We start from the raw sequence: 22502 nt of genomic DNA on the forward strand, positions 1-22502 counted from the left end.
TGGAAAAGGTTGTGGCATGCCCCAGTGGCGACCGCCAAGCGGCATTGCGTTTCAGGGCTGCAAGCCGCCTGCAGCGTCCACCTACGCTGTCGTCACCCCAAGAATTCCTGGGGGCCGCTCGCCTTGCCTCGTCTCGGTCCCGCCGCTAACTCAACGACCGGGGCCGCCCCGCCCGCCTTAGCGCGCGGGTTTCATTCGCTTTGATGTAAGGTCCGCCCATGGACGCCAGCGTCCTCACCCGTTCAGAAAACCTGGAAGGCGCCTTGTCCTCCAAGACCCTGACCCACCTCCAGCGCCTGGAAGCCGAGAGCATCCACATCATGCGTGAGGTGGTGGCCGAGTGCGAGCGGCCCGTGATGCTGTATTCGATCGGCAAGGACTCGGCCGTGATGCTGCACCTGGCGGCCAAGGCCTTCTATCCGTCGAAGCCGCCCTTCCCGCTCCTGCACGTGGACACCACCTGGAAGTTCCGGGCGATGTACGAGATGCGCGAGCGGATGGCCAAGGAGCTCGGCTTCGAGCTGCTGGTCCACAAGAACCCCGACGCGGTCGCCCAGAACATCAACCCCTTCACGCACGGCAGCGCCGTCCACACCGACGTATGGAAGACGGAGGGCTTGAAGCAGGCGCTGGACAAGTACGGTTTCGACGCGGCTTTCGGCGGCGCACGGCGCGACGAAGAAAAGAGCCGCGCCAAGGAGCGCATCTTCTCCTTCCGCTCGGCCCAGCACCGCTGGGATCCGAAGAACCAGCGGCCCGAACTCTGGCGGATGTACAACGCCCGCAAAAACCCTGGGGAGAGCATCCGGGTGTTCCCGATCTCCAATTGGACCGAGCTGGACATCTGGCAGTACATCCACCTGGAGCAGATCCCGATCGTGCCGCTCTACTTCTCCGACGTACGGCCGGTGGTGGAGCGGGACGGCACGTTGATCATGGTGGACGACGAGCGGATGCCCCTGCGCGAGGGGGAGGCGCCGATGATGAAGTCGGTCCGCTTCCGCACCCTGGGCTGCTACCCCCTCACCGGCGCCGTCGAGAGCACGGCGGCCACCCTGCCCGAGATCATTCAGGAGATGCTGCTCACGACGACGTCCGAGCGTCAGGGTCGCATGATCGACCACGACCAAGCCGCCTCGATGGAGAAGAAGAAGCAGGAGGGCTATTTCTGATGGCCCACCAGTCTGCGCTCATCGCCGAGGATATCGGCGCCTACCTGCACCAGCACGAGCACAAGAGCCTTCTGCGGTTCCTCACCTGCGGCTCGGTGGATGACGGCAAGTCGACCCTGATCGGCCGGCTGCTCTACGACTCCAAGATGATCTTCGAGGACCAGCTCGCGGCCCTCGAGGCCGACTCCAAGAGGGTGGGCACCCAGGGCGGCGATATCGACTTCGCCCTGCTGGTCGATGGCCTCGCCGCCGAGCGTGAGCAGGGCATCACCATCGACGTCGCCTACCGGTTCTTCTCCACCGACAAGCGCAAGTTCATCGTCGCCGACACCCCCGGCCACGAGCAGTACACCCGCAACATGGTCACCGGCGCCTCGACGGCGGACGCGGCCATCATCCTGATCGACGCGCGCAAGGGCGTGCTGACCCAGACCCGCCGCCACAGCTACCTGGTCAGCCTGCTGGGCATCCGGCACGTGGTGCTGGCGATCAACAAGATGGACCTAGTGGGCTGGAGCCAGGAGGTGTTCGACTCCATCCTGGCCGAATACCACGACTTCGCCGCCCAGATCGGCATCAAGGCCTTCACGGCCATCCCGATGTCGGCGCTCAAGGGCGACAACATCACCGAGCCCTCGGACAAGACGCCCTGGTATTCCGGCCCGCCGCTCATGCGGTGGCTGGAAGAGGCGCCCATCGAGGACGACCTGCAGGCCAAGCCGTTCCGGATGCCGGTACAGTGGGTGAACCGTCCGAACCTCGACTTCCGCGGGTTCTCGGGCTTGGTGGCCTCCGGCGTCATCAAGCCGGGCGACAGGGTGAAGGCCCTGCCCTCCGGCCGCGAGAGCACGGTCGAGCGTATCGTGACCCTGCGCGGCGACCTGCCCGAGGCCGTCGCCGGCCAGTCCGTGACCATTACGCTCACCGACGAGATCGACATCAGCCGCGGCGATGTGCTGTCGATCGCCGGTCAGCCGCCGGAGGTCGCGGACCAGTTCGAGGCGACCATCGTCTGGTTCGACGACGAGCCTCTGCTGCCGGGGCGACCCTACCTGCTGAAGCTGGGGACGCGGACGGTATCGGCCCAGGTCGCCGAGCCCAAGCACAAGGTGAACGTCAACACGCTGGAGAAGCTGGCGGCCACCCGGCTGGAGCTGAACGAGATCGGCGTCGCCAACCTCTCGCTCTCGGCTCCGATCGCCTTCGACCCTTACGCCGAGAACAAGGATCTGGGCGGCTTCATCCTGATCGACCGGATGTCCAATCGCACGGTGGGCGCCGGCATGCTGCACTTCGCCCTGCGCCGCAGCCAGAACATCCACTGGCAGGCCACCGACATCTCCAAGGCCGCGCGCGCGGCGGCCAAGGGGCAGAAGGCGCGCGTGGTCTGGTTCACCGGTCTCTCCGGTTCCGGCAAGTCGACCATCGCCAACCTGCTGGAAAAGCGTCTCGCCGCCGAGGGTCGCCACACCTATCTGCTGGACGGCGACAACGTCCGCCATGGCCTTAACCGCGACCTCGGCTTCACCGACGAGGATCGCGTGGAGAACATCCGCCGCGTGGCAGAGGTCTCCAAGCTGATGGTGGACGCCGGCCTGATCGTACTGGTCTCGTTCATATCGCCCTTCCGGGCGGAACGGCGGCTGGCGCGCGAGCTTCTGGGCGAAGGCGAGTTCGTCGAGGTCTTTGTCGACACCCCCCTGGCCGAGGCCGAAAAGCGGGACGTGAAAGGGCTCTACGCCAAGGCCCGCAAGGGCGAGCTCAAGAACTTCACCGGCATCGACAGCCCCTACGAGGCGCCCGAGAACGCCGAGATCCGCATCGACACCACCCAACTCACCGCCGAACAGGCAGCCGAAGCAATCTTCGGCTGGCTCGAGGCCGGGTTCGATCCGGGGATCTGAGGGTCAAGCCGCCGCGGTTTCGTCGTTGCGGCGGCCGTCGATGGCGATCTGGAGGGCTTCGTACAGTCGCTGGGCTTCGATCGGCTTGGCGACGAAGGCGTCCATTCCAGACTGCAGGTATTCCGCGATCTGGTCGGGCATGGCGTTGGCCGTGAGGGCGACGATGGGGGTGCGGGCGCGGCCTTCCGACCGTTCGCGTGCGCGGATCAGCCCGGTCGCCGTCGGCCCGTCCATCACGGGCATCTGGACGTCCATCAGGATCACGTCCCACGCTTCCCGCTCCCAGGCCTCCACGGCGGCCCGGCCGTCGGCGACGATCTCGGGCTCGATCCCGATCTGCGCCAGCAGGGTCTTGAGCACCAACTGGTTCATCGTGTTGTCCTCCGCGGCGAGGACGCGGACCGGCCGGTCCTCGGCGGGCGCGGCGCGGTGGGTCCTGGCCTTCGGAGGCTTCCGCGGCTTGGCCGCCGCGCCGGCGACCTTCTTCAGCGGCAGGACGGCCGTGAAGGTCGAGCCCATCCCGGGCGCGCTGGTGGCGCTGACCGTGCCCCCCATCGCCTCGGCCAGCTCGCGGCAGATGGCCAGGCCCAGGCCCGTGCCGCCGTACTTGCGGGTCGTGGACGCGTCGGCCTGGGCGAACTTGCGGAAGAGGCCGGCGAGCTGGAAGGCGGTCATCCCGATGCCGGAGTCGAAGACCGTCAGAGACAGGGCCTCGTCCCGACGGCCGATCCGAACCTTCACGCCACCCTTTTCGGTGAATTTCAGCGCGTTGGAGACGAGGTTCCAGAGGATCTGGCGCACGCGAACCTGGTCGCCCTCGTAGATCCCCTTCGCGGCCTTATCGACGCAGAATTCGAAGTCCAGCCCCTTGGTCTCGGCAATGGCCTGGAAGGTGGCGTGGACGCTCTTGGCGACCTCGTCGATATCGAACCGCGCACTCTCCAGATCGAGCTTGCCAGCCTCGATCTTTGAAAGGTCGAGCACGTCGTTGAGGATGGTCAGGAGGCTCTCGCCGGACTGGCGGATCACGTCGATCCGCTCGCGCTGAAGGGGGGAGAGCGCCTCGTCCGCAGCCATCGCCTGGGCCATGCCCAGCACCCCGTTGAGCGGCGTGCGGATCTCGTGGCTCATGGTGGCCAGGAAGGCGCTCTTGGCGCGGTTTGCGGCCTCCGCCTCTTCCTTGGCTCGGACCAGCGCCAGTTCGTCGGCCTTCTGGCGGGTGATGTTGCGCAGGGCGCCGACCAGCCGGATCGGTTTGCCCTCCGAGTTGGTGACCAGGCGCGCCGACCCCTGGACCCAGACCTCCCGCCCGTCCGACCGCGCGACCCGATACTCGGGCCGATACGGCGCGCCCTTGGCCTCGTGGCGCGCCCAGGCCTCGACGACCGACGCCCTGTCGCGGGGATCGACCGACGCGAAGATGTCGTCGAAGAGATCCTGGTAGGTCTTCGGTTCCTCGAAGAAGGTGTCTTCCGCCCCCGCCTTGAACAGCTCGCGGCGCACGTAATCCATCTCGTAGACGTGCAGTTCGGCGCTCTCCAACGCCACCTTCAGCCGCTGCTCCGACCGCTCGGTGCGCTCCAGCGCCTCGACGATGTGAGTGATGTCGTAGGAAGTGATGATCAGGCCGCCGACGTCCCCCTCGGTGTCGACCCAGGGGGCGAGCTCGACCTTGGCCCAGCCCTGGCCGCCGTCGGGCGTCGGGAACGGCACACGTTCGATCGAGCGGTTGTTGCCATCCATGCAGAAGAAGATGCCTTCGCGCCACGGCTCGAAGATGTCCGGACGCAGTTCGAAGAGCGTCTTGCCCACCACCTCGACGCCCTCGAGTCCGCGGGCCTTCATCCACGCGGGGCTGGCGTACTGCACCCGGGCATCACGGTCGGTGAGAACCACCGCCACGGGCATGGCCTTCACCACGGCCGACATGGTTCGCTCTGCGCCAACCTGCCCGCGGGTGGCGCTGACCCGCGCCCACTCGTCGGCGACGAAATCCGCGAGGTCCTGCAGCCGGCGCGCAAGGGACGGGTCGTAGGGACGCGGCTCCAGGCCCAGCACCGAAAGCGCGCCCGGCGTCGAGCCGTCCGCAAGCCGGATCGGCGCCCCGGCGTAGAAGCGGACGTGGGGCGGATTGATCACAGCAGGGTCGTTCCGGAACCGCGGGTCGGCAGCGCAGTCTGCGGACCAGACCACCTCGCCCCGCCGCATCACCTCGCGGACCGACGCCGCGTCGGGCACCGTCTCTTGGCTGCGGCTGCGCCAGAAACCGGTCTCGAGCTTCAGGGTGACCTGGCTGTCGACGTCGCCGAACAGCGACCGCGCGAGCCGTGTCGCACGGTCGAACACCGCCCTGGACCCCTCCAGATCGATCGGTGTCGTCGCTGCGTTTCGCCCCGGCTCGCGGCCCATTCACTCCCCCCGACCGTCTTTCCGACGATCCGGCTGGAGTATCGATGGTTTCCGTTAAGCGCCTCTTTAAACGGGCCTATTCCGTTGCGCGGCCAGGTGATGCAGCACGATGCCACTGGTAGTTGCGACGTTAAGGGAGTCGAAGCCGCCGGCCATCGCAATGCGTACGCCCCGAGCCTCCGCCAGAACCGCCTCCGGCAGGCCGGGCCCTTCGGCCCCGAAGAGCACGGCGGCCTTTGGAGGACGGCGCAAGTCGGCCAGTTCGACCGCGCCGCGAGGGGACAGGGCGAGGGTCTCGAACCCCGCGCGGCCCAGGCCGGCCATCAGGGCGGCCGCCGTGCCGGCGCGCGCGAAGGGCACAGTCAGGGCGGCGCCCACGCTGACCCGGATCGCCTTGCGGTAGAGCGGATCGCAGCAGGTGTCGTCCAGCAGGACCGCGGCCGCGCCGAACGCCGCCGCGTTGCGAAAAATTCCGCCCATGTTGTCGTGGTTCGCGATGCCGACCAGACCCACCACAAGGGCCTCGGGCGGCATGCCCGCCAGCAGCGTGGCCGGGTCGCGGTCCGGCCGCCGCCCGACGGCCAGGATGCCGCGGTGGATGGGAAAGCCCACCACCTCGTCCATGGCCCCCTGGCCTGCCGCATAGACCGGCGTGCCGGCGGGCAGCCCCGCGAGGATCTCCGCCAGGCTTTCGAGCCGCGCGTCGGTCACCAGGACGGAGGCGATGGCCTCCGGCATGGCGGCCACCGCCTTTTCCAGCACGACCCGGCCCTCGGCGACAAACAGGCCCTCGCGACCCGCGAGGTCTCGCTCGCGGACGGCGCGATAGACTTCGAGGCGCGGATCGCCTGCGTCGCGGATGCGGACGATGGTCGGCAAGCCGCTACCAGACCTTCACGCGGTCGTCCGGCGCCAGGTACAGCTTCTGGCCCGGCTTGACGTCGAACGCCGGGTACCAGGCGTCGAGGTTGCGCACCGTCAACGCCCGCCACGGGCCCGGCGAGTGCACGCCCGTGACCACCATCCGCCGCAGGGTCGGCTCGCGGAACTTCGAGCGGTAATTCTGCGCCCAGCCGAGGAAGAAGCGCTGGTCGGCCGTGAACCCGTCGATGGTCTGCGGCGCGGCGCCCTTCAGCGAGAGCCGATAGGCGTCGTAAGCCGCTGCGAGGCCCGCCACGTCGGCAATGTTCTCGCCCAGCACCTGCTCGCCGTTCATGCGCACGCCGGGCAGCGGCTCGTAAGCGCTGTACTGGTCGGCCAGCTTGCGGGCCTCGGCCTTGAAGCGGGCCATGTCCTCCGGCTCCCACCAGTTCTTCAGGTTGCCCTCCTCGTCGAACAGGGCGCCGGTGTCGTCGAAGCCGTGGCTAACCTCATGGCCCATCACCCCCCCGATGGCCCCGTAGTTCACGGCGGCGTCCGCATTGGGGTCGAAGAAGGTGGGCTCGAGGATCGCGGCCGGGAAGATGATCGAGTTCTGGCTGGGCGCGAACAGCGCGTTCACGGTCTGGGGGGTCATGAACCACTCGGTCCGATCCACCGGCTTGCCCAGCTTGGCCAGGTTGCGCCGGTACTCGAACAGCACGCCGCGGCTCCAGTTGCCGTAGGCGTCGCCCGGGACGATCGACAGGCCGGAATAGTCCCGCCAGCGGTCGGGATAGCCCACATAGACCCGGAAGTTCGCCAGCTTGGCCTTGGCGCGCGCCTTGGTCTTGGGCGTCATCCACTCCAGGCGGTCGATCCGCTGCCCGAAGGCCTTGAGGACGTTCTCGGCCATCTCCTGCGCCTCAGCCTTGGCCTGCGGCGAGAAATGGCGCTCGACGTAGAGCTTGCCGACGGCCTCACCCAGGGCGTTGGACGTGAAGTCCACGCCGCGCTTCCACCGCTCCCGCTGCTGCGGCGCGCCCGAGAGGGCTTGGCCATTGAAGGCGAAGTGCTCGTCCACGAAGGCCTTGGAGAGGTATGGGGCTCCCCGCTCGACTGTGTGGAAGGCGAGGTAGTCCTGCCAGGCCTGGATCGGCTGCCCGTCCACCAGCTTGGCCATGCCGGAGATCGCGCTGGCTTGCCACGCGCCAAAGCGCGGCTGATCCGCCATGCCCGCGGCGCCCAGGAAGGCATCCCAGTCGATCCCCGGCGCCTTCGTGGGCAGTTCGGCGCGGGTCCAGACCGTGTTGGACTTGGCCACATCGGCGCTCTGGTCCACCGGGACGTGGGTCCTGGCGATGGCGGTCTCCAGCGCCATCACCCGCTTCGCCCGCGCCTCTGGGTCGGAATAGCCGGCCAGTTTCAGCATCGCCGCGATATGGGCCACGTACTTGCCGCGCAGTTCGACGAAGCGCGGCGTATCGGCGAGGTAGTACTCACGGTCCGGCATGCCGAGGCCGCCCTGCATGAGGTAGGGCCGGTAGATCGAGGTGTCGTCCAGGTCCTCGGCGATCCAGACCCCGAAGGGCCGCTCGGTGTAGAAGTTGGTCGCGTTCAGGGCGTCTGTGTCGGCGCGGACGCTCGCGCCAAGGGCGCGCGACAAGTCCGTGCGGCTGCGGATGGCGGCGATAGCGTCCAGTTCGGGCTTGAGCGGCGCGGCGCCCAGGGCCTCGATCCGCGCTTCGTCCATGAAGCTCGCGAAATAGTCGCCGATCTTGCGTGCGTCCGACCCCGCGGGCGCATTGGCCCGGGCGGCCTCCTCGATGATCGCTCGCGTGCGGGTGGCCGCCGTCTCGCTGATGATCGCAAAGCTGGTCAGGCTGGATCGGTCGGCAGGGATCTCGGTGCGGTCCACCCACTTGCCGACGGCGTAACGGAAAAAATCGTCGCCGGCCGCGGCCGAGGTGTCCATGCCCGCGACGTCGAAGCCGAAGGTCCCCACCTGGGCCTGCGGCTTCGGGGCCGGAGCGGGCGCGGTGATCGGCGCCTCGGTCGAAGGCGGCGCAGTGGTGGCGCAGGCGGACAGGAGGACGGCGGCCGATGCTGCGGCGAACCAGAACGGGCGAAGGATCATGCGGACGAGGCTCCCTGGGGCGCGGGACGTTGGCCGCACCCGGTTTTCGTCTCCATACCCCGCCGTAACAGGCGCTGTGGGTTACAGGTTTGTCATGGTCAGCGGTCCTCCGCGCTGTCCCGCACCCGGACGATGAGCGACTGGCTGGCCGTCGCCATCAGCTCGCCGTCCTGGGCATAGAGGTGCATCGAGCCGTGGCCGAAGCCGCCATAGACGCCGCTGATCCGGATGTCGCACAGCACCCAGTCCGTGGGCACGATCCGCCGGATCCGCAGGGTGTTGTCGAGACTGTTGCCGCCGGCGTTCTTGCCCAGCGCGTTGCCCACGCCCTGGGGCACGAAGTCCGCCATGACCGCGAGCATGCTGGCGTCGATGGCGAAGCCCTCCCGCGGCCGGGCCCAGAGCAGCGTCCGCCCGTCAGGCTCCGGATTGCCGATCCGGTCCACGCCCGAGCGGCCCTTGGCGATCCGCACTTCCATGCGGCTGTGCAGGCCCTCGGTGGCCGCGCGCCAGTGGTTGCTGGGCTCGCAGTCCTCCGGCGGCGGCACGACGGGCGCCTCGGACCACTGCCCCGAGATCTCGCTCGGACGGCTGCCGAGGGCGGCGCTCACCGAGATGATCTCCTTGTCGTCGACGTGGCCCTTGGTGTTGGCCTGGGTGTTGTACTTGCCCTGGACCGGGGTCCAGACGTCGATGTCGACAACGCTCCCCGGCCGGGCGAAGCCCAGGTACTGCGCCGTCGCCCAGATCAGCGGGCGCCCCGTGGTCCTCTCAAGCGCAGCGACAGCGGACGCCATGCCCACGCCGCCGAACATGAACAGGCTGCCCGGCGGCCCCACGCAGATCGACGGATCCACCGGCAGGTACCAGCGATGCGGATTGTGCGTGGGCCGCAGGTCGAAGAAGAGCTTGTCCATCGGCACTCTGAAAGCGCGTCGCCCGCGCCGACGCAAGTGCCGCTCTCGACGTGCGACGGCTGCCGACACACGCATGGCGGGAACTCGCTCAGACCCTCCTAACCAAGAAGATTAAGCGTGAGGTGACGGGCGTCATTTACCCTGTGGGCCAAGATGTTCGAACGGCCCCTCTCCCTGCCGGCCCCGTCAGCCCTCCCCCGCGCCTTCTACGCGCCGGTCGGCGCGGCCATGGGCGCGGTCATGCTCGCGCTATCGCTCAGCCCGCTGACCGAGCCGTTTCTGGCGCGGTTGCTGCTGTTCTACGTCGGCACGGCCGCCGCTTACGCGCTGATGCCCTACATCCGTCGCGGCGACATCCCGCTGGTGGCGGCGTGGGTGGTGCTGCTGGCCGAACTGGCGCCCTGCGTGGCGGGCGAGATGATCTCCCCCATCAAGGTCACCGCCGACGTTCTGGGCGTGGCGATGGCTGCTGGCCCGATCTATGTGGCGCGGCTGCGACAGGTCCAGCAGGGCGACGTGCGGCCCGGCGGGCGCCGGGCCACCGAGGCCGGCTAGAGCCTAGAAGTTCGCGCGGCTCGAGATCGCGCCGTCGACCACCATGTTGATGCCGGTGGTGAACGCCGAGCGCGGGCTGGCCAGGAACACCGCGGCCGCCGCGATCTCCTCGGGCGTCGCCATGCGGCCGGTGGGATTGCGCTTGATCATCTGTTCGAAGAAGTCGGGCATGCCGGCCTTCACCTGGCCCCAGACGCCGCCCTCGAAGAACACCGTGCCCGGCGAGACCACGTTGCAGCGCACCTTCTTCGGGGCCTCTTCCCGCGCCACGCCCTTGGCGAAGTGGATGAGCGCCGCCTTCATGGCCCCGTAGGCGTCAGGCCGGCTGGCCTCGGCCGCCGAGATCGACGAGGTGATCAGGAAGCAGGCGTCGCCAGTCGCTGCCGCGGCCTTCTCCAGGTGCGGACGAGCCGCCTCGAAGGTTCGGACGGCGCCCAGGATGTCGACGTCGAACATCGCCTTCCAGGTGTCCTCGCCGTTGCCATTGACCAGGGCGCTGGCGTTGGAGACCAGCACGTCGATCCCGCCCAGCGCCTCGGCGGCCGCGCCGATGAAGGCTTTCAGGGCCGGACCGTCGACGATGTCCACCACCTGGCCGAACGCCTTCACGCCCTTGGCCTCCAGCGCCCCAACCGTCTCGGCGACCTGATCGGCCTTGCGGGCGCAGATGGCCACGTTGGCGCCCTCGTCGGCGAAGCACTCGGCGATCGCCCGCCCGATGCCGCGCGTCGCGCCGGTGACCACGACGTTCTTGCCCTTGAGCTGCAGGTCCATACCGTTCCCTTCCCTTGGTTGCGGCCGGGAACCTGCCCGAACTCTCAGTCCTCGAACAGGCGTTCGTAGCGCTCGCGCAGCAGGTTCTTCTGGACCTTGCCCATGGCGTTCCGCGGCAGATCGTCCACGAACACCACCCGCTTGGGCGCCTTGTAGGCGGCAAGCTGCCGCCGGGCCTCGGCGATGATCGCCGCCTCGTCGCCCTGCCCCATCACCACCGCCACAACGCCCTCGCCGAAATCCCGGTGCGGCACGCCGATGATGGCGCTCTCGACGACGCCGGGCAATTCATCCAGCACCAGTTCCACTTCCTTGGGATAGACGTTGTAGCCGCCCGAGATGATCAGGTCCTTGGCGCGGCCCGAGATCCAGACCCGGCCATCGGGGTCCTGGCGGCCCACGTCGCCGGTGATGAAGAAGCCGTCGGCGGTGAACTCCTCGGCCGTCTTCTCCGGCATCCGCCAGTAGCCGGAGAAGACGCTGGGCCCACGGATCTGGATGACGCCGGTCTCCTCGCCGCCGCCGATGCGAAGCTCGACGCCGGGCAGCGGATAGCCCACCGAGCCTGCGATCCGCTCGCCGCGCAGCGGGTTGGTGGTGATGATCACCGCCTCGCTCATCCCGTAGCGCTCCAGGATGCGCTGGCCGATTCGCGCCTCGAACTCGGCGAACGTCGAGGGCAGAAGGGGCGCAGAGCCCGAAATGAACAGCCGCACGCCGTCGGCCTTCTCTCGCGTGAAGCCGGGGTTGGTGAGGAGCCGGGTGTAGAACGTGGGCACGCCCATCATGACCGTCGCACGGTCGAGACCGGCCAGCACCTCCGCATCGGCGAACTTCGGCAGCCAGACCATGGGGCAGCCGCTGAGCAGCGCGCAATGCAGCGCCACGAACAGCCCGTGGACGTGGAAGATCGGCAGGGCGTGCAGAAGGACGTCGTCGGAGGTGAAGCCCCAGGCGGAATGCAGCGCCAGAGCGTTCTCCGCCAGGTTCCCGTGGCTCAGGATCGCCCCCTTGGAGCGCCCCGTGGTGCCCGAGGTGTAGATCAGCGAGGCCAGGTCACCGCCGGCGCGGGGCACGCTCGTTTCGAGAGGCGCGAACGCCGCGGCCTCGGCGATCCAGGCCGGCGGGTCGGTGACGAACACCTTCGGCTCGGCGTCCTGCAGGAAATAGTCGACCTCGCTCGGCGTGTAGGCGCTGTTGAGCGGCAGGAACACGGCCCCCGCCTTGAGCACGCCCAGGTAGATCATGATGGCTTCGGCGCTCTTATCGGCCTGCAGCGCCACGCGGTCGCCGGCCTGGACGCCCTCAGCGACCAGCCGCCCCGCCACCTGCGCGGCGCCCGCTTCCAGCGCCCCGTAGCTGATCTCCCCACCGTCGCTCAGCAGGAAACAGGGTCTCGAACGGTCAGCGGGGAAGCGGCTGGCCAGTAGGTCGTAGAGATTGGCGGAGGCTTGCGGCATGGCGGCCCTCCTAGCGCGCCGGAACGGCGCTTGCGATAGTCCTACTCATGACTCCCGACGAGGCGCTCGCCCGCATCCGCCGCTACGACGGCCGCCTGAAGGCCTTCGTGCAGGTGTTCGACCCGCCGCTGACGGGCGATGCAGCCACCGGCCCTGTCATCGCGATAAAGGACCTGTTCGACGTGGCCGACGTGCCCACCGGCGGGGGTGCGCGCGTACCGCTGGATCCCAGCCCGGCGCACCACGCCGCGGTCGTCGAGCGGCTGCTGCAGGCCGGCTATGTGGCGGTAGGCAAGGCCCATACGGTGGAACTGGCCTACGGCGGCTGGGGCACCAACCGGGCGGTCGGCGCGCCGTGGAATCCCTGGGACTCCGAGGTGCATCGCGCGCCCGGCGGCTCCTCGTCCGGGTCGGCCGTGGCGGTCGCGGCAGGTCTCTGCGACGCGGCCCTGGGCAGCGACACCGGCGGCTCGGTGCGCATCCCGGCGGCGACCTGCGGCGTGGTGGGCCTGAAGCCCGGGCGCGGGCTGGTCAGCCTGAAAGGCGTCCATCCGCTCAGCCCGGCCCTCGATACGGTGGGGGTGCTGGCGCGCGACGTGGCGACGGCGGCGAGGGCCTTGGCGGTCATCTCCGGCCCCGACGGGGAGGCGGCCGTGCGCGGCCCGTTCGACGCCGAGACGGCGCTCAGCACCGACGTCCGCGGACGTCGCCTCGCCGCCATCCCACTGGACGCGCTGGGCGAGGTCCATCCGGAAATCGGACGACTTTATCTGGACGCGCTCGACCGCCTGCGCAGCGCCGGCCTTGCCGTGGAGATCGTCAGCCCGCCACAGACCCTGGATCACTCGTTCACGCCCAACGGCATGCTGATGGCCGGCGAAGGCTGGCGCATCTGGAAGGACCGGATCGAGGCCTACGGCGAGATCATGGATCCCTGGATCGTCCGCCGGTTCGAAGCCGGCCGTGAGATCTCGGACGAGCGCCTCGCCGAGGCGCATCTGCGCCGTGAGGCCGACCAGCAAGAGTTTCACGCCTGGCTGGCGGGCTACGACGCCCTGGCCTGCCCCACCTGCCCGATCCCGGCGCCGCCTATCGACGCCGTGGACGAGACGGTCTCGCCGCTCAGCCGCCTCACGCGGGCGGCCAACTACCTGGACCTGCCGGGCATCAGCGTGCCCTGCGGTTTGACCGACGCCGGCCTGCCGGTGGGGATGCAGATCCTGGGTCGCCCGCGCGATGAGGCCTCCGTGGTGGCGATGGGCGCGGCCTTCGAGAAGGTTTCAGGCTGGAATGGCCGCACGCCCGACTTGGCGGGTTTCACCAGTTAGCTGCCCCGCGTTGGGGCGTGCAGCGCTCGGAGCACGATCCAGCCGACCAGGGCCCAGAGCGCGCCCAGGCACCAGCCGCCCAGCACGTCGCTGGGCCAGTGGACGCCGAGATAGACCCGGCTGAAGCCGACGCCCACGACCACCAACGCGGCCAGCACATAGGCCAGCGCCTTGCTGCGCCGACGCGGCTCCAGGCTCGCGACCAGCATGGCCAGGGTCAGGAAGGCGGCCGTCGACATGGTCGAGTGACCGCTCGGGAAACTCGCCGAATAGACATAGGCCTCATGCGGGACGAGGTCGGGCCGCGGCCGTCCATACAGCATCTTGCTCAGGTCGCTCGACGCCCAGGCCGCCAGCACCGCGCCCGCCATGACGAGCGCGTGGATGCGCTTCTTATGGAAAAGGAAGGCCAGGACCGAAACGACCGTGATCACCACCACCAGCGCGGTGCCGCCCAGCGCGGTGATGTCGCGGACCGCCTCCTCGACGTTCCGCGAGCCGATGGGGTCGCTGGGGTCCGCCGGATTGCGCAGCATGAGGATCAGCCGCCGGTCGACGGCATCGATCTCGCCCTCCGACATCTCCTCGGCGAGATTCAGGAATGTCCAGAGCGCGCCTGTGGCCAGCACGAGTCCGATCAGGACGCGCGCCTCGAAACGCTTCACGAAACGCCACAGCTGCGCCGGCGTCAGCCTCACCATGTCGTCAGGCTAGTGATCCCGTCCTGTCCGGGCAACGGTCACGCCGTCAGGAAGTCGCTGCCGGCCGACCGGAGGGTGTTGTCGACGGCGGCCTGCGCGGCCGCCTGCGTATCGTGCGCCCCGTCGGCCACCGTCACGCCATCCTCGTCATATACGGACCAGCGCCAGACATCGGCGTCATGGCTGAGGGAATAGGCGAGGAGTTTTTCGTCACGCATGCCCGTCCTCCGAAACCCAAGCGGGTCCAGAACTCGCAAGGTAGGCAAAGGGTTTCGCACTGCACAATAGAATTCGCCTGATGGCGAACAACGCTCGCGCCAGGCGCGATCCTACCCCTCGTCGAGCAGGCTCCTGCCCGCGTTTCGGACATCGGTGCAGCCGGTGAGGATCATGGCGACCGCCAACTCGGCCCTGAGGACGTCCAGCATCTTCTCGACCGCCGGCTGTCCGCCCGCACCCAACGCCCACGCCCATGGGCGACCGACGAAACAGGCCTTCGCACCCAGCGCCAGGGCCTTCAGCACATCCAGGCCGGAGCGGACGCCGCCGTCCATGTAGACCTCCACGTCGCCCCCCACCGCCTGGGCGATGCGCGGCAGGGCGGAGATCGAGGATTTCACGCCGTCGAGCTGGCGGCCGCCGTGGTTGGAAACCACCAGGCCCTGAGCGCCGGCGCGCACCGCGTCGCGCGCGTCCTCGGGATCCAGGACGCCCTTGACCACGATCGGGCCGTCCCAAGTCTCTCGCACCCAGTCCATGTCCTTCCACGTGACCGACCGGTCGAAGTTCTTGGCGATCCAGGCCAGGAAGTCCGTCACCCGCCGCCCCTCGGTCACAGCGCCTTGGACCGAGCCCAGGGTATGGGGGCGCCCATGGACGAACACATCCCAGGTCCAGCCAGGGTGGGTGATCCCGTCCCAGGCCTGGGTCAGCGCCGCTCGCAAGGGTCCAGCGCCCGAGAAGCCGGAGCGGATGTCCCGATAGCGCGAGCCCGGGGTCGGCAGGTCCACCGTGAACACCAGCACCGGCGAGCCCACGGCCTTGGCCCGCTGCAGCAGCTCGCGCATGTAGCCGCGGTCCTTCAGCATGTAGAGCTGGAACCAGGGCGGCGCGCCGGTGGCCGCGACCTCCTCGACGGAACAGACGCCTACGGTCGAGAGGCAGAAGGGCACGCCCGCCGCCGCCGCCGCCCGCGCGGCCTGGGTCTCGCCGCGCCGGGCGTACATGCCGGCCATGCCGACCGGCGCCAGCCCCACGGGCATCTTCAAGGTCTGGCCCAGGGTCTGGACCGTCATGTCGAGCTTGGTGGTGTCGCGCATCACCAACTGGCGCAGGGCGATCGCTTCCAGGTCGGCCACGTTGCGCCGCAGCGTCTCCTCGGCGTAGGAGCCGCCGTCGATGTATTCGAAGAAGATGTGCGGCAGCCTGCGCCGCGCCAGCTCGCGATAGTCCGAGACCGAAGCCGCCTTCATGTGGGCCCTCCCCGCCGGGCGGTTGTGGAACCCCCCGGCGCGCGGCGCAAGGCTCAGGCGCCTGCCGCCTCCGCGGCCGGGGCGGCCGTCGCGGGCCGGGGACCCAGCACGATCCACACCTGGTGCGAGCGGGCCACTAGCCGCCCCTGGGCGTCGAACAAGGCGGTGCCGGCGATCTCTTTGCGGCCGTCCTTCAGGATCGGCCAGGCGAGGACGATGTACTCCTCCCCCGCCCTGATGGGCGCGACCACCTCGCCGGTCATGGTGCCCAAGAGGGCCCCGTGGCGGCCTTCCCTCTCGACCCAGGCGAAGTAGCCCGGACAGTCGAGCGCGGCCCAGACCACCTCTGCTCCCACGGTCCCGTCGGCGGCGGCGAAGTTGCGATGCGGCGTCCAGGTGCAGGCCACGAGGCCGGTCTCCGCACCCTCCAGCTGGCCGGGCAGCACGCGCAGGCCATCACCCTCCTCCCGCCCCGTGCCGCAGGTGAAACAGATCGGATGCACGCGGTTCGTCAGACCGATATGGCGCTCGGCCGCCGCGCGGGCCGCCTCCAGGCTCGGCGCCGGCGGTGGCTCGGGCAGCGCCTGGGTCGCCGGCCCCCCTTGGCCGATGACCGCATCGGCCTCGCCCAGCAGGACGTTGGCGCCGCCCCGCGTTTCCAGATTCAATTCGGAGTCGAGGGGGATCGGCGCGCGGAGGACCGCTGTCACCGGACCGTCCAGTCCCTTGGAAAGCACCCCGCACACATAGCCGCCATTGCCGGAGTTCGGCGGGCCGCAGAATTGGCGGCCGATCGTGATCTTGCTCAAAGTCGAAGCCCACACGCTCAATGGATCAAATCAATGGGCCGGATTTCTCACGCTGACGCGGCGCGAGGGAAGCCAAAAACCTCATCCCGGCGTTGGACGGGACCAAGGGTCGCGCTAAAGGGCATGTGACAACCGCCCCGGCGGAATCGGACACCTTCGACGGAGACTATCGGTGAGCGACCGGATCGAACGACCCTGGGCCCTGATGCGCCATCACGCGGGCTGGGCCGACGTGTTCCACATCGACAGCGAAACCGCCGACTCGATCACCGGCTTCTATCCCGATCGCGAGACGGTGGGGCCGCCGGTGAACTATTCCACCCGCGCAGTCCTGGCCCGCTTCGGCTCGCTGGAAGCGGCCCGCGAGGCGCGTGAAGGCGCGGTCCTGGAATGGCGCAAGCATGACGCCGCGGTCCGCGAGGCCGAAACCAAGCTGCGTGAAGCCGAGAAGCTGCGCGAGGACGCCTGGCTCAACTGCCTGCGCGACGCCGCTGGCCGCAGCTGATCTCTGGAAGATGGCCGGGCCCGCCCGGCCATCCGCCCAAGCTAGAACCTAAAGCCCTTCGAAAGCGCCCAGGCGATGGCGGTCGCCAGGACGACGCCTGCGGCCAGTCGCCATGCGGGGGCGCGAGTCAGGCCTGGATCGCTGGGGAGCGTCCGTTTGCCGGTGACCATGGCCCCGATCAGGTTCGTCCGCTTCCAGATCCAGTAGAACAGCACCGCGGCGACGTGCAGGACAACCAGCGCCTGGAGCGCCCGGAAGCTGAGCTCGTGCCACTCCGCGATCTGCCGGCCGAGATCGAAGCTGACCCGATCCGAGAGCGGCCCACCCTCGAACGCGTCGACGTCCACCGCGAAGAGCCCCGTGCCGACCTGCACAAGCAGCACGGCGAGGATAGCCAGGACGCTGAGCGCGCCGAGCGGATTGTGGCCCGGCGTCGTCGCCACGTCCCGCCGTCCCACCGTAGCAGCGTACGCCGCCACGGCCCTCGGCCCCTTCACGAAGCTGGAGAACCTGGCGGCCCCGCCCCCGGCAACGCCCCAGTAGAGGCGGAACACCACGAGCCCGATGATCGCGTAGCCGCTCCACCGATGCCAGTTCATGTGGTCCTCGGAGGCCCACCAGGAAAACGCGATCAGCACGACCAGCAGCCAGTGGACGATCCGCACCGGACCGTCCCACAGCGTGGCCCGGACCCCGCCCGAAGGCTCGGCCACCGCTAGTCCTTCTTCTCTTGGCGGTACTTGTCGTGGCAGGCCTTGCAGGCGCCGCCCGTGGCGCGGACCTGCGCCTTCACGCCGTCGATGTCGCCCGCCGCCGCCAGCTGGTTCAGCTTGTTGGTCTGGGTCTGCAGGTTGGAGGACGCTGCGGTGAAACCGGCGGCGTCGCGCCAGATCTCGGGCCGGGCCTCGCTCATCGGACGAGCTTCCACGCCGCTGCCTCGCGGGAACCAGGTGGGGAGCTGGTTGGCCAGGCCGGACAGCGCCTTGGCGTTCGTCGCCACCACCGTCTTGTTGGGCGCACCTTTCCGGAGCTCGTCGTTCAGGGCCTTGAAGCTCGCACCCATCTTCCGGAAGTTCTCATGCCGGGCGTAGGCAGCCTTGGTGGCCGGACTGGCGTTGGCCGGCAGCTTGTCGTCGTGGGCCACGGCCCCGCCGGCCGCCACCGCCGCGCCGATGCCGACCGCGAGGGCCAGCGCCCACCCCTTGCTCATCGCCCACGCCATGCCGCTCATCCTTTTTGGCCTATTGATGCGGTCGAGATTGAGGGTCTCAACGCTTGGCCGTCAACGCCTTCGGCGCGGACTTGACCGGCGCGCCGTCCGCCTGCGCTTCTCCCAGCAACGCTGCGCAGTTGGCGTCCTTCGCCAGGCCCGGGTCGATGAACGGCAGGATCGCGGCCAGAGGCGACAGCAATGACCCCAGGGTCACCGCCGCCCCGCCCTGGGCGATGGCCGACCCAGGCTCGACGCCAAGCTTGGGCGCCATCAGTGGTCCCTTGATCGTGACGGGCATCAGCACACGGACCAGGCGGAACTTCTTATCCTGGCCGCGCAAGCGCAGGTCCATCCGCTCCGCGCCAAGGTTCACCGAGCCCTTGCCGGTCACGAGCACCGGCCCCGTGTCGAAGACGATGTTGTTGGCCCGCATCACCCCGTCGCGGGTCTCGAATTGCGCCACGGCGCAGCGGATCGGCGTGGTGTCCTTCTTGTTCAGAAGTCCCAGCCCCTTGACGACGTTGACGCCCATCAGTTCGGCGAACGCCTTGCGGATCTCCCCGCCCGGCGCCACGACCATAACCTCCCCGTCGGCGCTGGCGAACGCCTTGTGAACGCTGTTGCCTTCCCCCGTCAGCCTGGCGCGGCCCACGAGCGAGCCCGTCAGAGCCGGCGCACCCTGGAACTGGACCGGTATCAGGGTCTCGATGCGTGAATTCGTCAGCCGCAGGTCGAGATCGGTCACCGGCGTGGCCTTGCGGGCGTCGAGGTTGACGTGCCCGCTGACCTGGCCGCGTGGCAGATCCAGCTTCAGGGGCTGGGCCCGCAGCAGCCCGCCCTCGAGGCGCACCCGCACCGAACCGGAGTTCAGCTTCACCGGCGTGTCGCGGATCGAGACGGCGCGGTAGCTCACATCCGCGTCCATGGCCCGGATCCGGCTGACGTCCAGCGGCGCGTCCGGCAGCAGCCGCTGCTGCGCGGTCATGGTGCGCGCGATGGCGGCCTGCTCCGGCGAGATGGTTTCGCCAGGCCCCACCTTCGGCGCCGCGCCGAAGAGCGCGCCCAGGTCGTCCCAGTCCAGGCTTTGGGAGCTGAGGTCGGCTTTCAGGAACGGGCGCTCGCGGCCGGTATCGACCGAGACGTCGCCCGACAGGTCGCTGTCACCCACCCGGCCGCCCAGGTTGTCGATCTTCCATACCAGGCCGTCGCGCGAGAGACGCCCGCGCAGGCTGTACGGCGGAGTGTTGGGCAGGGCGACGCCCGTCAGCGGGAAGAGCTGGGCCATGTCGGGCCCGCGGGCCGTGGCGTTCATATAGAAGCGGCCCATGTCGAAGGGCTTTGGCACCGCGCCACGAGCGGTGATGTAGGTCTGACCCGCCCGTAGGTCCACATCGAAAGGATACGGCTTGTCGCGCTCGATATTCAGCAGCGGCCCGCCGACCACGTCGGCGCGGAACGGGGCGCCATTGATCGTGCCGCGGCCGGTCAGTTCGAACCCACGATTGTCGGCGCCCAGCCGTTCGCGGGCGTTGATCGTGCCCTGGAAACGAATGTCACGCTGGGCGTCTAGGTACTTGAGCTGGCCATCCCGGATGACGAAGCGCTGGACCGGCGGCAGGTTCATAGGCGCCTTCGCCCGGCCGTCCGAGAAGTCCCAGTTCTTGCGGCCCTTCGCGTCGGCCAACAGGCTGAAGTTGGGCCGCTCCACCGCCAGCACCCGGATGTCGGCCTTGCCCCACAGCAGCGGCACGAGCCGGACGCGGACCCGCAGGCGGTCGATGGTGCCCATCTTCCCCTGCCCAGCCCAGGCCGGATTGGCGATGGAGATCCCGTCGACCGTGGCGCTGGGCCGCCAGGACCAGAGATTGACGTTCAGGTCCCCCGCGATGGTCACCTCGCGGTGCATCCGCGCCGAGGCGATGCGCTCCAGCGGCCCACGGAACCAGTTCCAGTCCCAGATGAGGATGAGTATGGCGATCGCGAGCGCCAGGACGGCCAGGATCCCGCCGGTCCATCCCAGGGCCTTCTTCGTCGGCGGAGTTAGCTTCGGGGGCGTGAGCCGCGGATGCGACAGCCGCTCCCGCAGGGGTCGGCGTGCGCCCGGCTGGGGGCGCGCCTTGCTCCCGCGGCGCGGCGGGGCGGAGGGAACGGGTTGCTGGCTCACGGGCGCTTCAACGCGCCGCGCTCCGGTCCGTTTCGCCGAAAATCTAGTGACTTACGCCACGCGCCGTCAGCGCGGCCCGCGCGGTGGCCAGGATGATCGCCAGGTCGAAGCCGAACGACTGCCGCTCCAGGTACTCGCGGTCCAGCTTCACCTTTTCCGGAATCGGCAGCTCGTCGCGGCCGTTCACCTGCGCCCAGCCGGTGACCCCGGGGCGCAGGCGTTCGACACCCGACTGCGTGCGCAGTTCGATGAGGTCGTACTGGTTGAACAGCGCGGGCCTCGGCCCCACCAGGCTCATGTCGCCGACCAGAACGCTCCAGAGCTGCGGCAGCTCGTCCAGGCTGGACTTGCGCAGAAAGCGGCCCAGGGGCGTGACCCAACGGCCCGGGTCCTCCAGCAGGTGCGTGGCGACGTCCGGCGTGTCGGTCCGCATGGAGCGGAACTTCGGCATGACGAATTCGCGGTTGTGCTGGCCAACGCGTCGGGACCAGTGGATGGCCGGGCCGGGGCTGGTCATCCGGACCGCGAGGCCGAGCGCCAGCAGGACCGGCCAGCCTATGGCCAGCCCGGCCAGCGCCACCACAATATCGAAAGCCCGCTTCGCCACCCGCCGTTGTTAGCGTCCGGCGGGCCGCCGCGCCACGTCAGGCTTCGGTGGAAGGCGCCTTCTTGCCCCGAGGCTTGAGGGCGGGCTCGCTGCCGACGGGAGCCGGCTCCTCGATCACGGGCTCGGGGGCGGCTTCGAGCACCGGCTCGGCGGCCGGTTCGAACGGGGCGGGGTCGGCGATGAGCTCCGGTCCCGGGTCGATCGCCGGCGCTGCGGCGGACTCCATCAGCGGGCTGATCGGCGCGGCTTCGCCGCCGACGGCCAGGGGCGCGGCCTCAAGCAGCGCGTCGCCGGCATCTTCCAGGACCTGCTCGGTCGCTTCGACCAGCGCCTCGACGACCTCGACGGCGGGTTCGAACAGCGGCTCGGGCGTGGGCAGCGCCTTCGCGGCGCCCATCAGCGCTTCGAGGTTCACGGGGCGGGCCCACTGGGTCATCCACCAATAGGCCAGCCCGCCGGCGGCGGCAGCCCCGAAGTAGCTCCAGAGCGGCGAGGCCACGCCGACCAGAAGCGCCGGGCTCACGCGGGGTTGCGGGATTTCGGGAAGGTCGAAGGACGCCATGGAAGAGTTCCTTGCGGCACGGAATTGTGCGCCGCAACATAACACCTGCCGTGGCTTCGCAGTTGCGAAACTATTGTGGCGAAAGGCGGTAGACCCGGGCGCTCCCGCCGGCGCCCAAGACTTGCGCGGTCCAGCCGCAGATGGCGGCAAGCGGCGCGGTGAGGTCGGAGCCGCCCATCACCACCAGGGCGCAACCGTTCATCTTCATCGGGTCGTTGAGCGGCCGCATGCGGGTCTCGGCCACCACCATCGGGGCGTCGACCTCGTCCTCGAGGTCGCGGAGGAAGCTGTCGAGGGTCTCCAGGTCCTTGATGGGCAGCCAGACCAGCGCCTGGGCGTCGGCGTTTTTCCGCCGCAGCGCAGCCAGGGTCTCCACGATCCGCTGGTAGTCGTCGGGCTTCTCGAACGGCGGATCGATCAGCACGAGGACCCGCCCGGCCCGGGGGCACTCCGCCACCGCCGCCGCGTAGCCATCCTGGTTCAGGGTGCGGATGTTCTGGCGTCCCCGCAGCGCCACGCGCAGCGCATCGTGCTCGTCGGCCCGGAGCTCGCAGGCGATGTAGCGGTCGGCGGGCCGCAGCGCGTCCGCGATCAACCAGGGCGAGCCCGGGTAGCGCCGAACGCCGCCGTCGGCGTTGAGGCCCCTCACCGCCTGGATGAGGGGCGCAAACTCGGCTGGGGCGTCCTTCGCGTCCATCAGGCGCACGACCCCAGCTTCCGCTTCCCCCGACTTCTTCGCCTCGCCGCCAGCCAGGTCGTAGAGCCCGCGTCCCGCGTGGGTGTCGATCACGGTCAGCGGCGGGCCCTTGACCGTCAGGTCCGCCAGGAAGCGCAGCAGTCCGGCATGCTTCACCAGGTCGGCGAAGTTCCCGGCGTGGAAGGCGTGGCGATAGTTCAAGGCGATCCGGGGGTTGAGGGAGGAACCGGCGTGGCCATACCACGTTGCCGCAGCTCC

The 22502-nt window shown here is 69.2% G+C and carries 21 protein-coding genes; 5 read left to right on the forward strand and 16 right to left on the reverse strand.

What is annotated here, in order from left to right:
• Positions 1-218 precede the first annotated feature (218 nt).
• Both cysD and cysN read left to right on the forward strand, forming a co-directional pair.
• Positions 219-1172, forward strand: coding sequence for a sulfate adenylyltransferase subunit CysD (cysD, locus tag A2790_RS17155; RefSeq protein ID WP_293393982.1), 954 nt, complete (start codon positions 219-221; stop codon positions 1170-1172).
• Positions 1172-3076 carry a sulfate adenylyltransferase subunit CysN gene (gene cysN, locus A2790_RS17160; protein WP_293393984.1) on the forward strand — a complete coding sequence of 635 codons (1905 nt, stop codon included), beginning with the start codon at positions 1172-1174 and terminating at the stop codon, positions 3074-3076. The genes cysD and cysN overlap by 1 nt, the downstream gene beginning before the upstream one ends.
• Positions 3077-3079: 3 nt before the next feature.
• Here the strand turns inward: cysN and A2790_RS17165 are convergent, their stop codons facing one another.
• From A2790_RS17165 to A2790_RS17180, 4 genes are all read right to left on the reverse strand, one after another.
• Positions 3080-5485, reverse strand: a complete 2406-nt coding sequence (locus A2790_RS17165) for an ATP-binding protein (RefSeq protein WP_293393986.1) — start codon at positions 5483-5485, stop codon at positions 3080-3082.
• 66 nt (positions 5486-5551) lie between these two features.
• Positions 5552-6364, reverse strand: coding sequence for an RNA methyltransferase (locus A2790_RS17170; protein WP_293393988.1), 813 nt, complete (start codon positions 6362-6364; stop codon positions 5552-5554).
• Between the two features lie 4 nt (positions 6365-6368).
• Positions 6369-8480 (reverse strand): M13 family metallopeptidase, encoded by a 2112-nt coding sequence (locus A2790_RS17175; RefSeq protein WP_293393990.1) that lies wholly within the window; start codon positions 8478-8480, stop codon positions 6369-6371.
• Between the two features lie 98 nt (positions 8481-8578).
• A complete protein-coding gene (locus tag A2790_RS17180) occupies positions 8579-9397 on the reverse strand; it encodes an acyl-CoA thioesterase domain-containing protein (protein ID WP_293393992.1) in 819 nt (272 codons plus the stop codon).
• A 153-nt stretch (positions 9398-9550) separates the two neighbouring features.
• Between A2790_RS17180 and A2790_RS17185 the strand changes: the two genes are divergently transcribed.
• The gene (locus A2790_RS17185) at positions 9551-9952 is read left to right on the forward strand and encodes a hypothetical protein (protein WP_293393994.1); all 402 of its coding nucleotides are present in this window, start codon (positions 9551-9553) and stop codon (positions 9950-9952) included.
• Between the two features lie 3 nt (positions 9953-9955).
• On the opposite strand, the gene A2790_RS17190 is transcribed toward A2790_RS17185, so the two are convergent.
• Positions 9956-10726: an SDR family oxidoreductase gene (locus tag A2790_RS17190; protein WP_293393996.1), complete on the reverse strand. Its 771-nt coding sequence runs from the start codon at positions 10724-10726 to the stop codon at positions 9956-9958.
• Between the two features lie 44 nt (positions 10727-10770).
• The gene (locus tag A2790_RS17195; RefSeq protein WP_293393998.1) at positions 10771-12186 is read right to left on the reverse strand and encodes an AMP-binding protein; all 1416 of its coding nucleotides are present in this window, start codon (positions 12184-12186) and stop codon (positions 10771-10773) included.
• 47 nt (positions 12187-12233) lie between these two features.
• Between A2790_RS17195 and A2790_RS17200 the strand changes: the two genes are divergently transcribed.
• Positions 12234-13514 carry an amidase gene (locus A2790_RS17200; RefSeq protein WP_293394000.1) on the forward strand — a complete coding sequence of 427 codons (1281 nt, stop codon included), beginning with the start codon at positions 12234-12236 and terminating at the stop codon, positions 13512-13514.
• On the opposite strand, the gene A2790_RS17205 is transcribed toward A2790_RS17200, so the two are convergent.
• From A2790_RS17205 to A2790_RS17220, 4 genes are all read right to left on the reverse strand, one after another.
• On the reverse strand, positions 13511-14215 hold the full coding sequence (locus tag A2790_RS17205) for a phosphatase PAP2 family protein (protein WP_293394001.1): 705 nt from the start codon (positions 14213-14215) through the stop codon (positions 13511-13513). The two genes, A2790_RS17200 and A2790_RS17205, sit on opposite strands and share 4 nt — an antisense overlap.
• Positions 14216-14253: 38 nt before the next feature.
• On the reverse strand, positions 14254-14433 hold the full coding sequence (locus tag A2790_RS17210; RefSeq protein ID WP_293394003.1) for a hypothetical protein: 180 nt from the start codon (positions 14431-14433) through the stop codon (positions 14254-14256).
• A gap of 111 nt (positions 14434-14544) precedes the next feature.
• The gene (locus A2790_RS17215; protein WP_293394005.1) at positions 14545-15687 is read right to left on the reverse strand and encodes an L-lactate dehydrogenase; all 1143 of its coding nucleotides are present in this window, start codon (positions 15685-15687) and stop codon (positions 14545-14547) included.
• 53 nt (positions 15688-15740) lie between these two features.
• On the reverse strand, positions 15741-16496 hold the full coding sequence (locus A2790_RS17220) for a hypothetical protein (protein WP_293394007.1): 756 nt from the start codon (positions 16494-16496) through the stop codon (positions 15741-15743).
• 172 nt (positions 16497-16668) lie between these two features.
• Between A2790_RS17220 and A2790_RS17225 the strand changes: the two genes are divergently transcribed.
• Positions 16669-17001, forward strand: coding sequence for a hypothetical protein (locus tag A2790_RS17225; RefSeq protein WP_068878108.1), 333 nt, complete (start codon positions 16669-16671; stop codon positions 16999-17001).
• Positions 17002-17042: 41 nt separating this feature from the next.
• Here the strand turns inward: A2790_RS17225 and A2790_RS17230 are convergent, their stop codons facing one another.
• The 6 genes from A2790_RS17230 to rlmJ all read right to left on the reverse strand — a co-directional run bounded on the left by A2790_RS17230 (position 17043) and on the right by rlmJ (position 22445).
• Entirely contained in the window at positions 17043-17714 is a 672-nt protein-coding gene (locus A2790_RS17230; RefSeq protein WP_293394009.1) for a cytochrome b/b6 domain-containing protein, read from the reverse strand.
• Positions 17715-17716: 2 nt separating this feature from the next.
• Positions 17717-18223: a cytochrome c gene (locus A2790_RS17235; RefSeq protein WP_293394011.1), complete on the reverse strand. Its 507-nt coding sequence runs from the start codon at positions 18221-18223 to the stop codon at positions 17717-17719.
• Between the two features lie 46 nt (positions 18224-18269).
• The gene (locus tag A2790_RS17240; protein ID WP_293394013.1) at positions 18270-20378 is read right to left on the reverse strand and encodes an AsmA family protein; all 2109 of its coding nucleotides are present in this window, start codon (positions 20376-20378) and stop codon (positions 18270-18272) included.
• 43 nt (positions 20379-20421) lie between these two features.
• Complete coding sequence (locus A2790_RS17245; RefSeq protein ID WP_293394015.1) at positions 20422-20985, reverse strand: sugar transferase; 564 nt, start codon at positions 20983-20985, stop codon at positions 20422-20424.
• Between the two features lie 37 nt (positions 20986-21022).
• Entirely contained in the window at positions 21023-21547 is a 525-nt protein-coding gene (locus A2790_RS17250) for a hypothetical protein (RefSeq protein WP_293394017.1), read from the reverse strand.
• Positions 21548-21617: 70 nt separating this feature from the next.
• The gene (gene rlmJ, locus A2790_RS17255) at positions 21618-22445 is read right to left on the reverse strand and encodes a 23S rRNA (adenine(2030)-N(6))-methyltransferase RlmJ (protein WP_293394019.1); all 828 of its coding nucleotides are present in this window, start codon (positions 22443-22445) and stop codon (positions 21618-21620) included.
• Between the last annotated feature and the right edge of the window lie 57 nt (positions 22446-22502).

The sequence above is a fragment of the Phenylobacterium sp. RIFCSPHIGHO2_01_FULL_69_31 genome (assembly GCF_001824475.1).
Taxonomy (GTDB): Bacteria; Pseudomonadota; Alphaproteobacteria; order Caulobacterales; family Caulobacteraceae; genus Phenylobacterium.

Bases quoted from the DNA above. Each gene is read 5' to 3' on its own strand.
- cysN (WP_293393984.1), top strand. From the start codon at position 1,172: ATGGCCCACCAGTCTGCGCTCATCGCCGAGGATATCGGCGCCTACCTG.
- cysD (WP_293393982.1), top strand. From the start codon at position 219: ATGGACGCCAGCGTCCTCACCCGTTCAGAAAACCTGGAAGGCGCCTTG.
- A2790_RS17165 (WP_293393986.1), bottom strand. From the start codon at position 5,485: ATGGGCCGCGAGCCGGGGCGAAACGCAGCGACGACACCGATCGATCTG.
- A2790_RS17175 (WP_293393990.1), bottom strand. From the start codon at position 8,480: ATGATCCTTCGCCCGTTCTGGTTCGCCGCAGCATCGGCCGCCGTCCTC.
- A2790_RS17200 (WP_293394000.1), top strand. From the start codon at position 12,234: ATGACTCCCGACGAGGCGCTCGCCCGCATCCGCCGCTACGACGGCCGC.
- A2790_RS17215 (WP_293394005.1), bottom strand. From the start codon at position 15,687: ATGAAGGCGGCTTCGGTCTCGGACTATCGCGAGCTGGCGCGGCGCAGG.
- A2790_RS17185 (WP_293393994.1), top strand. From the start codon at position 9,551: ATGTTCGAACGGCCCCTCTCCCTGCCGGCCCCGTCAGCCCTCCCCCGC.
- A2790_RS17250 (WP_293394017.1), bottom strand. From the start codon at position 21,547: ATGGCGTCCTTCGACCTTCCCGAAATCCCGCAACCCCGCGTGAGCCCG.
- A2790_RS17235 (WP_293394011.1), bottom strand. From the start codon at position 18,223: ATGGCGTGGGCGATGAGCAAGGGGTGGGCGCTGGCCCTCGCGGTCGGC.
- A2790_RS17210 (WP_293394003.1), bottom strand. From the start codon at position 14,433: ATGCGTGACGAAAAACTCCTCGCCTATTCCCTCAGCCATGACGCCGAT.
- A2790_RS17205 (WP_293394001.1), bottom strand. From the start codon at position 14,215: ATGGTGAGGCTGACGCCGGCGCAGCTGTGGCGTTTCGTGAAGCGTTTC.
- A2790_RS17190 (WP_293393996.1), bottom strand. From the start codon at position 10,726: ATGGACCTGCAGCTCAAGGGCAAGAACGTCGTGGTCACCGGCGCGACG.
- A2790_RS17195 (WP_293393998.1), bottom strand. From the start codon at position 12,186: ATGCCGCAAGCCTCCGCCAATCTCTACGACCTACTGGCCAGCCGCTTC.
- A2790_RS17180 (WP_293393992.1), bottom strand. From the start codon at position 9,397: ATGGACAAGCTCTTCTTCGACCTGCGGCCCACGCACAATCCGCATCGC.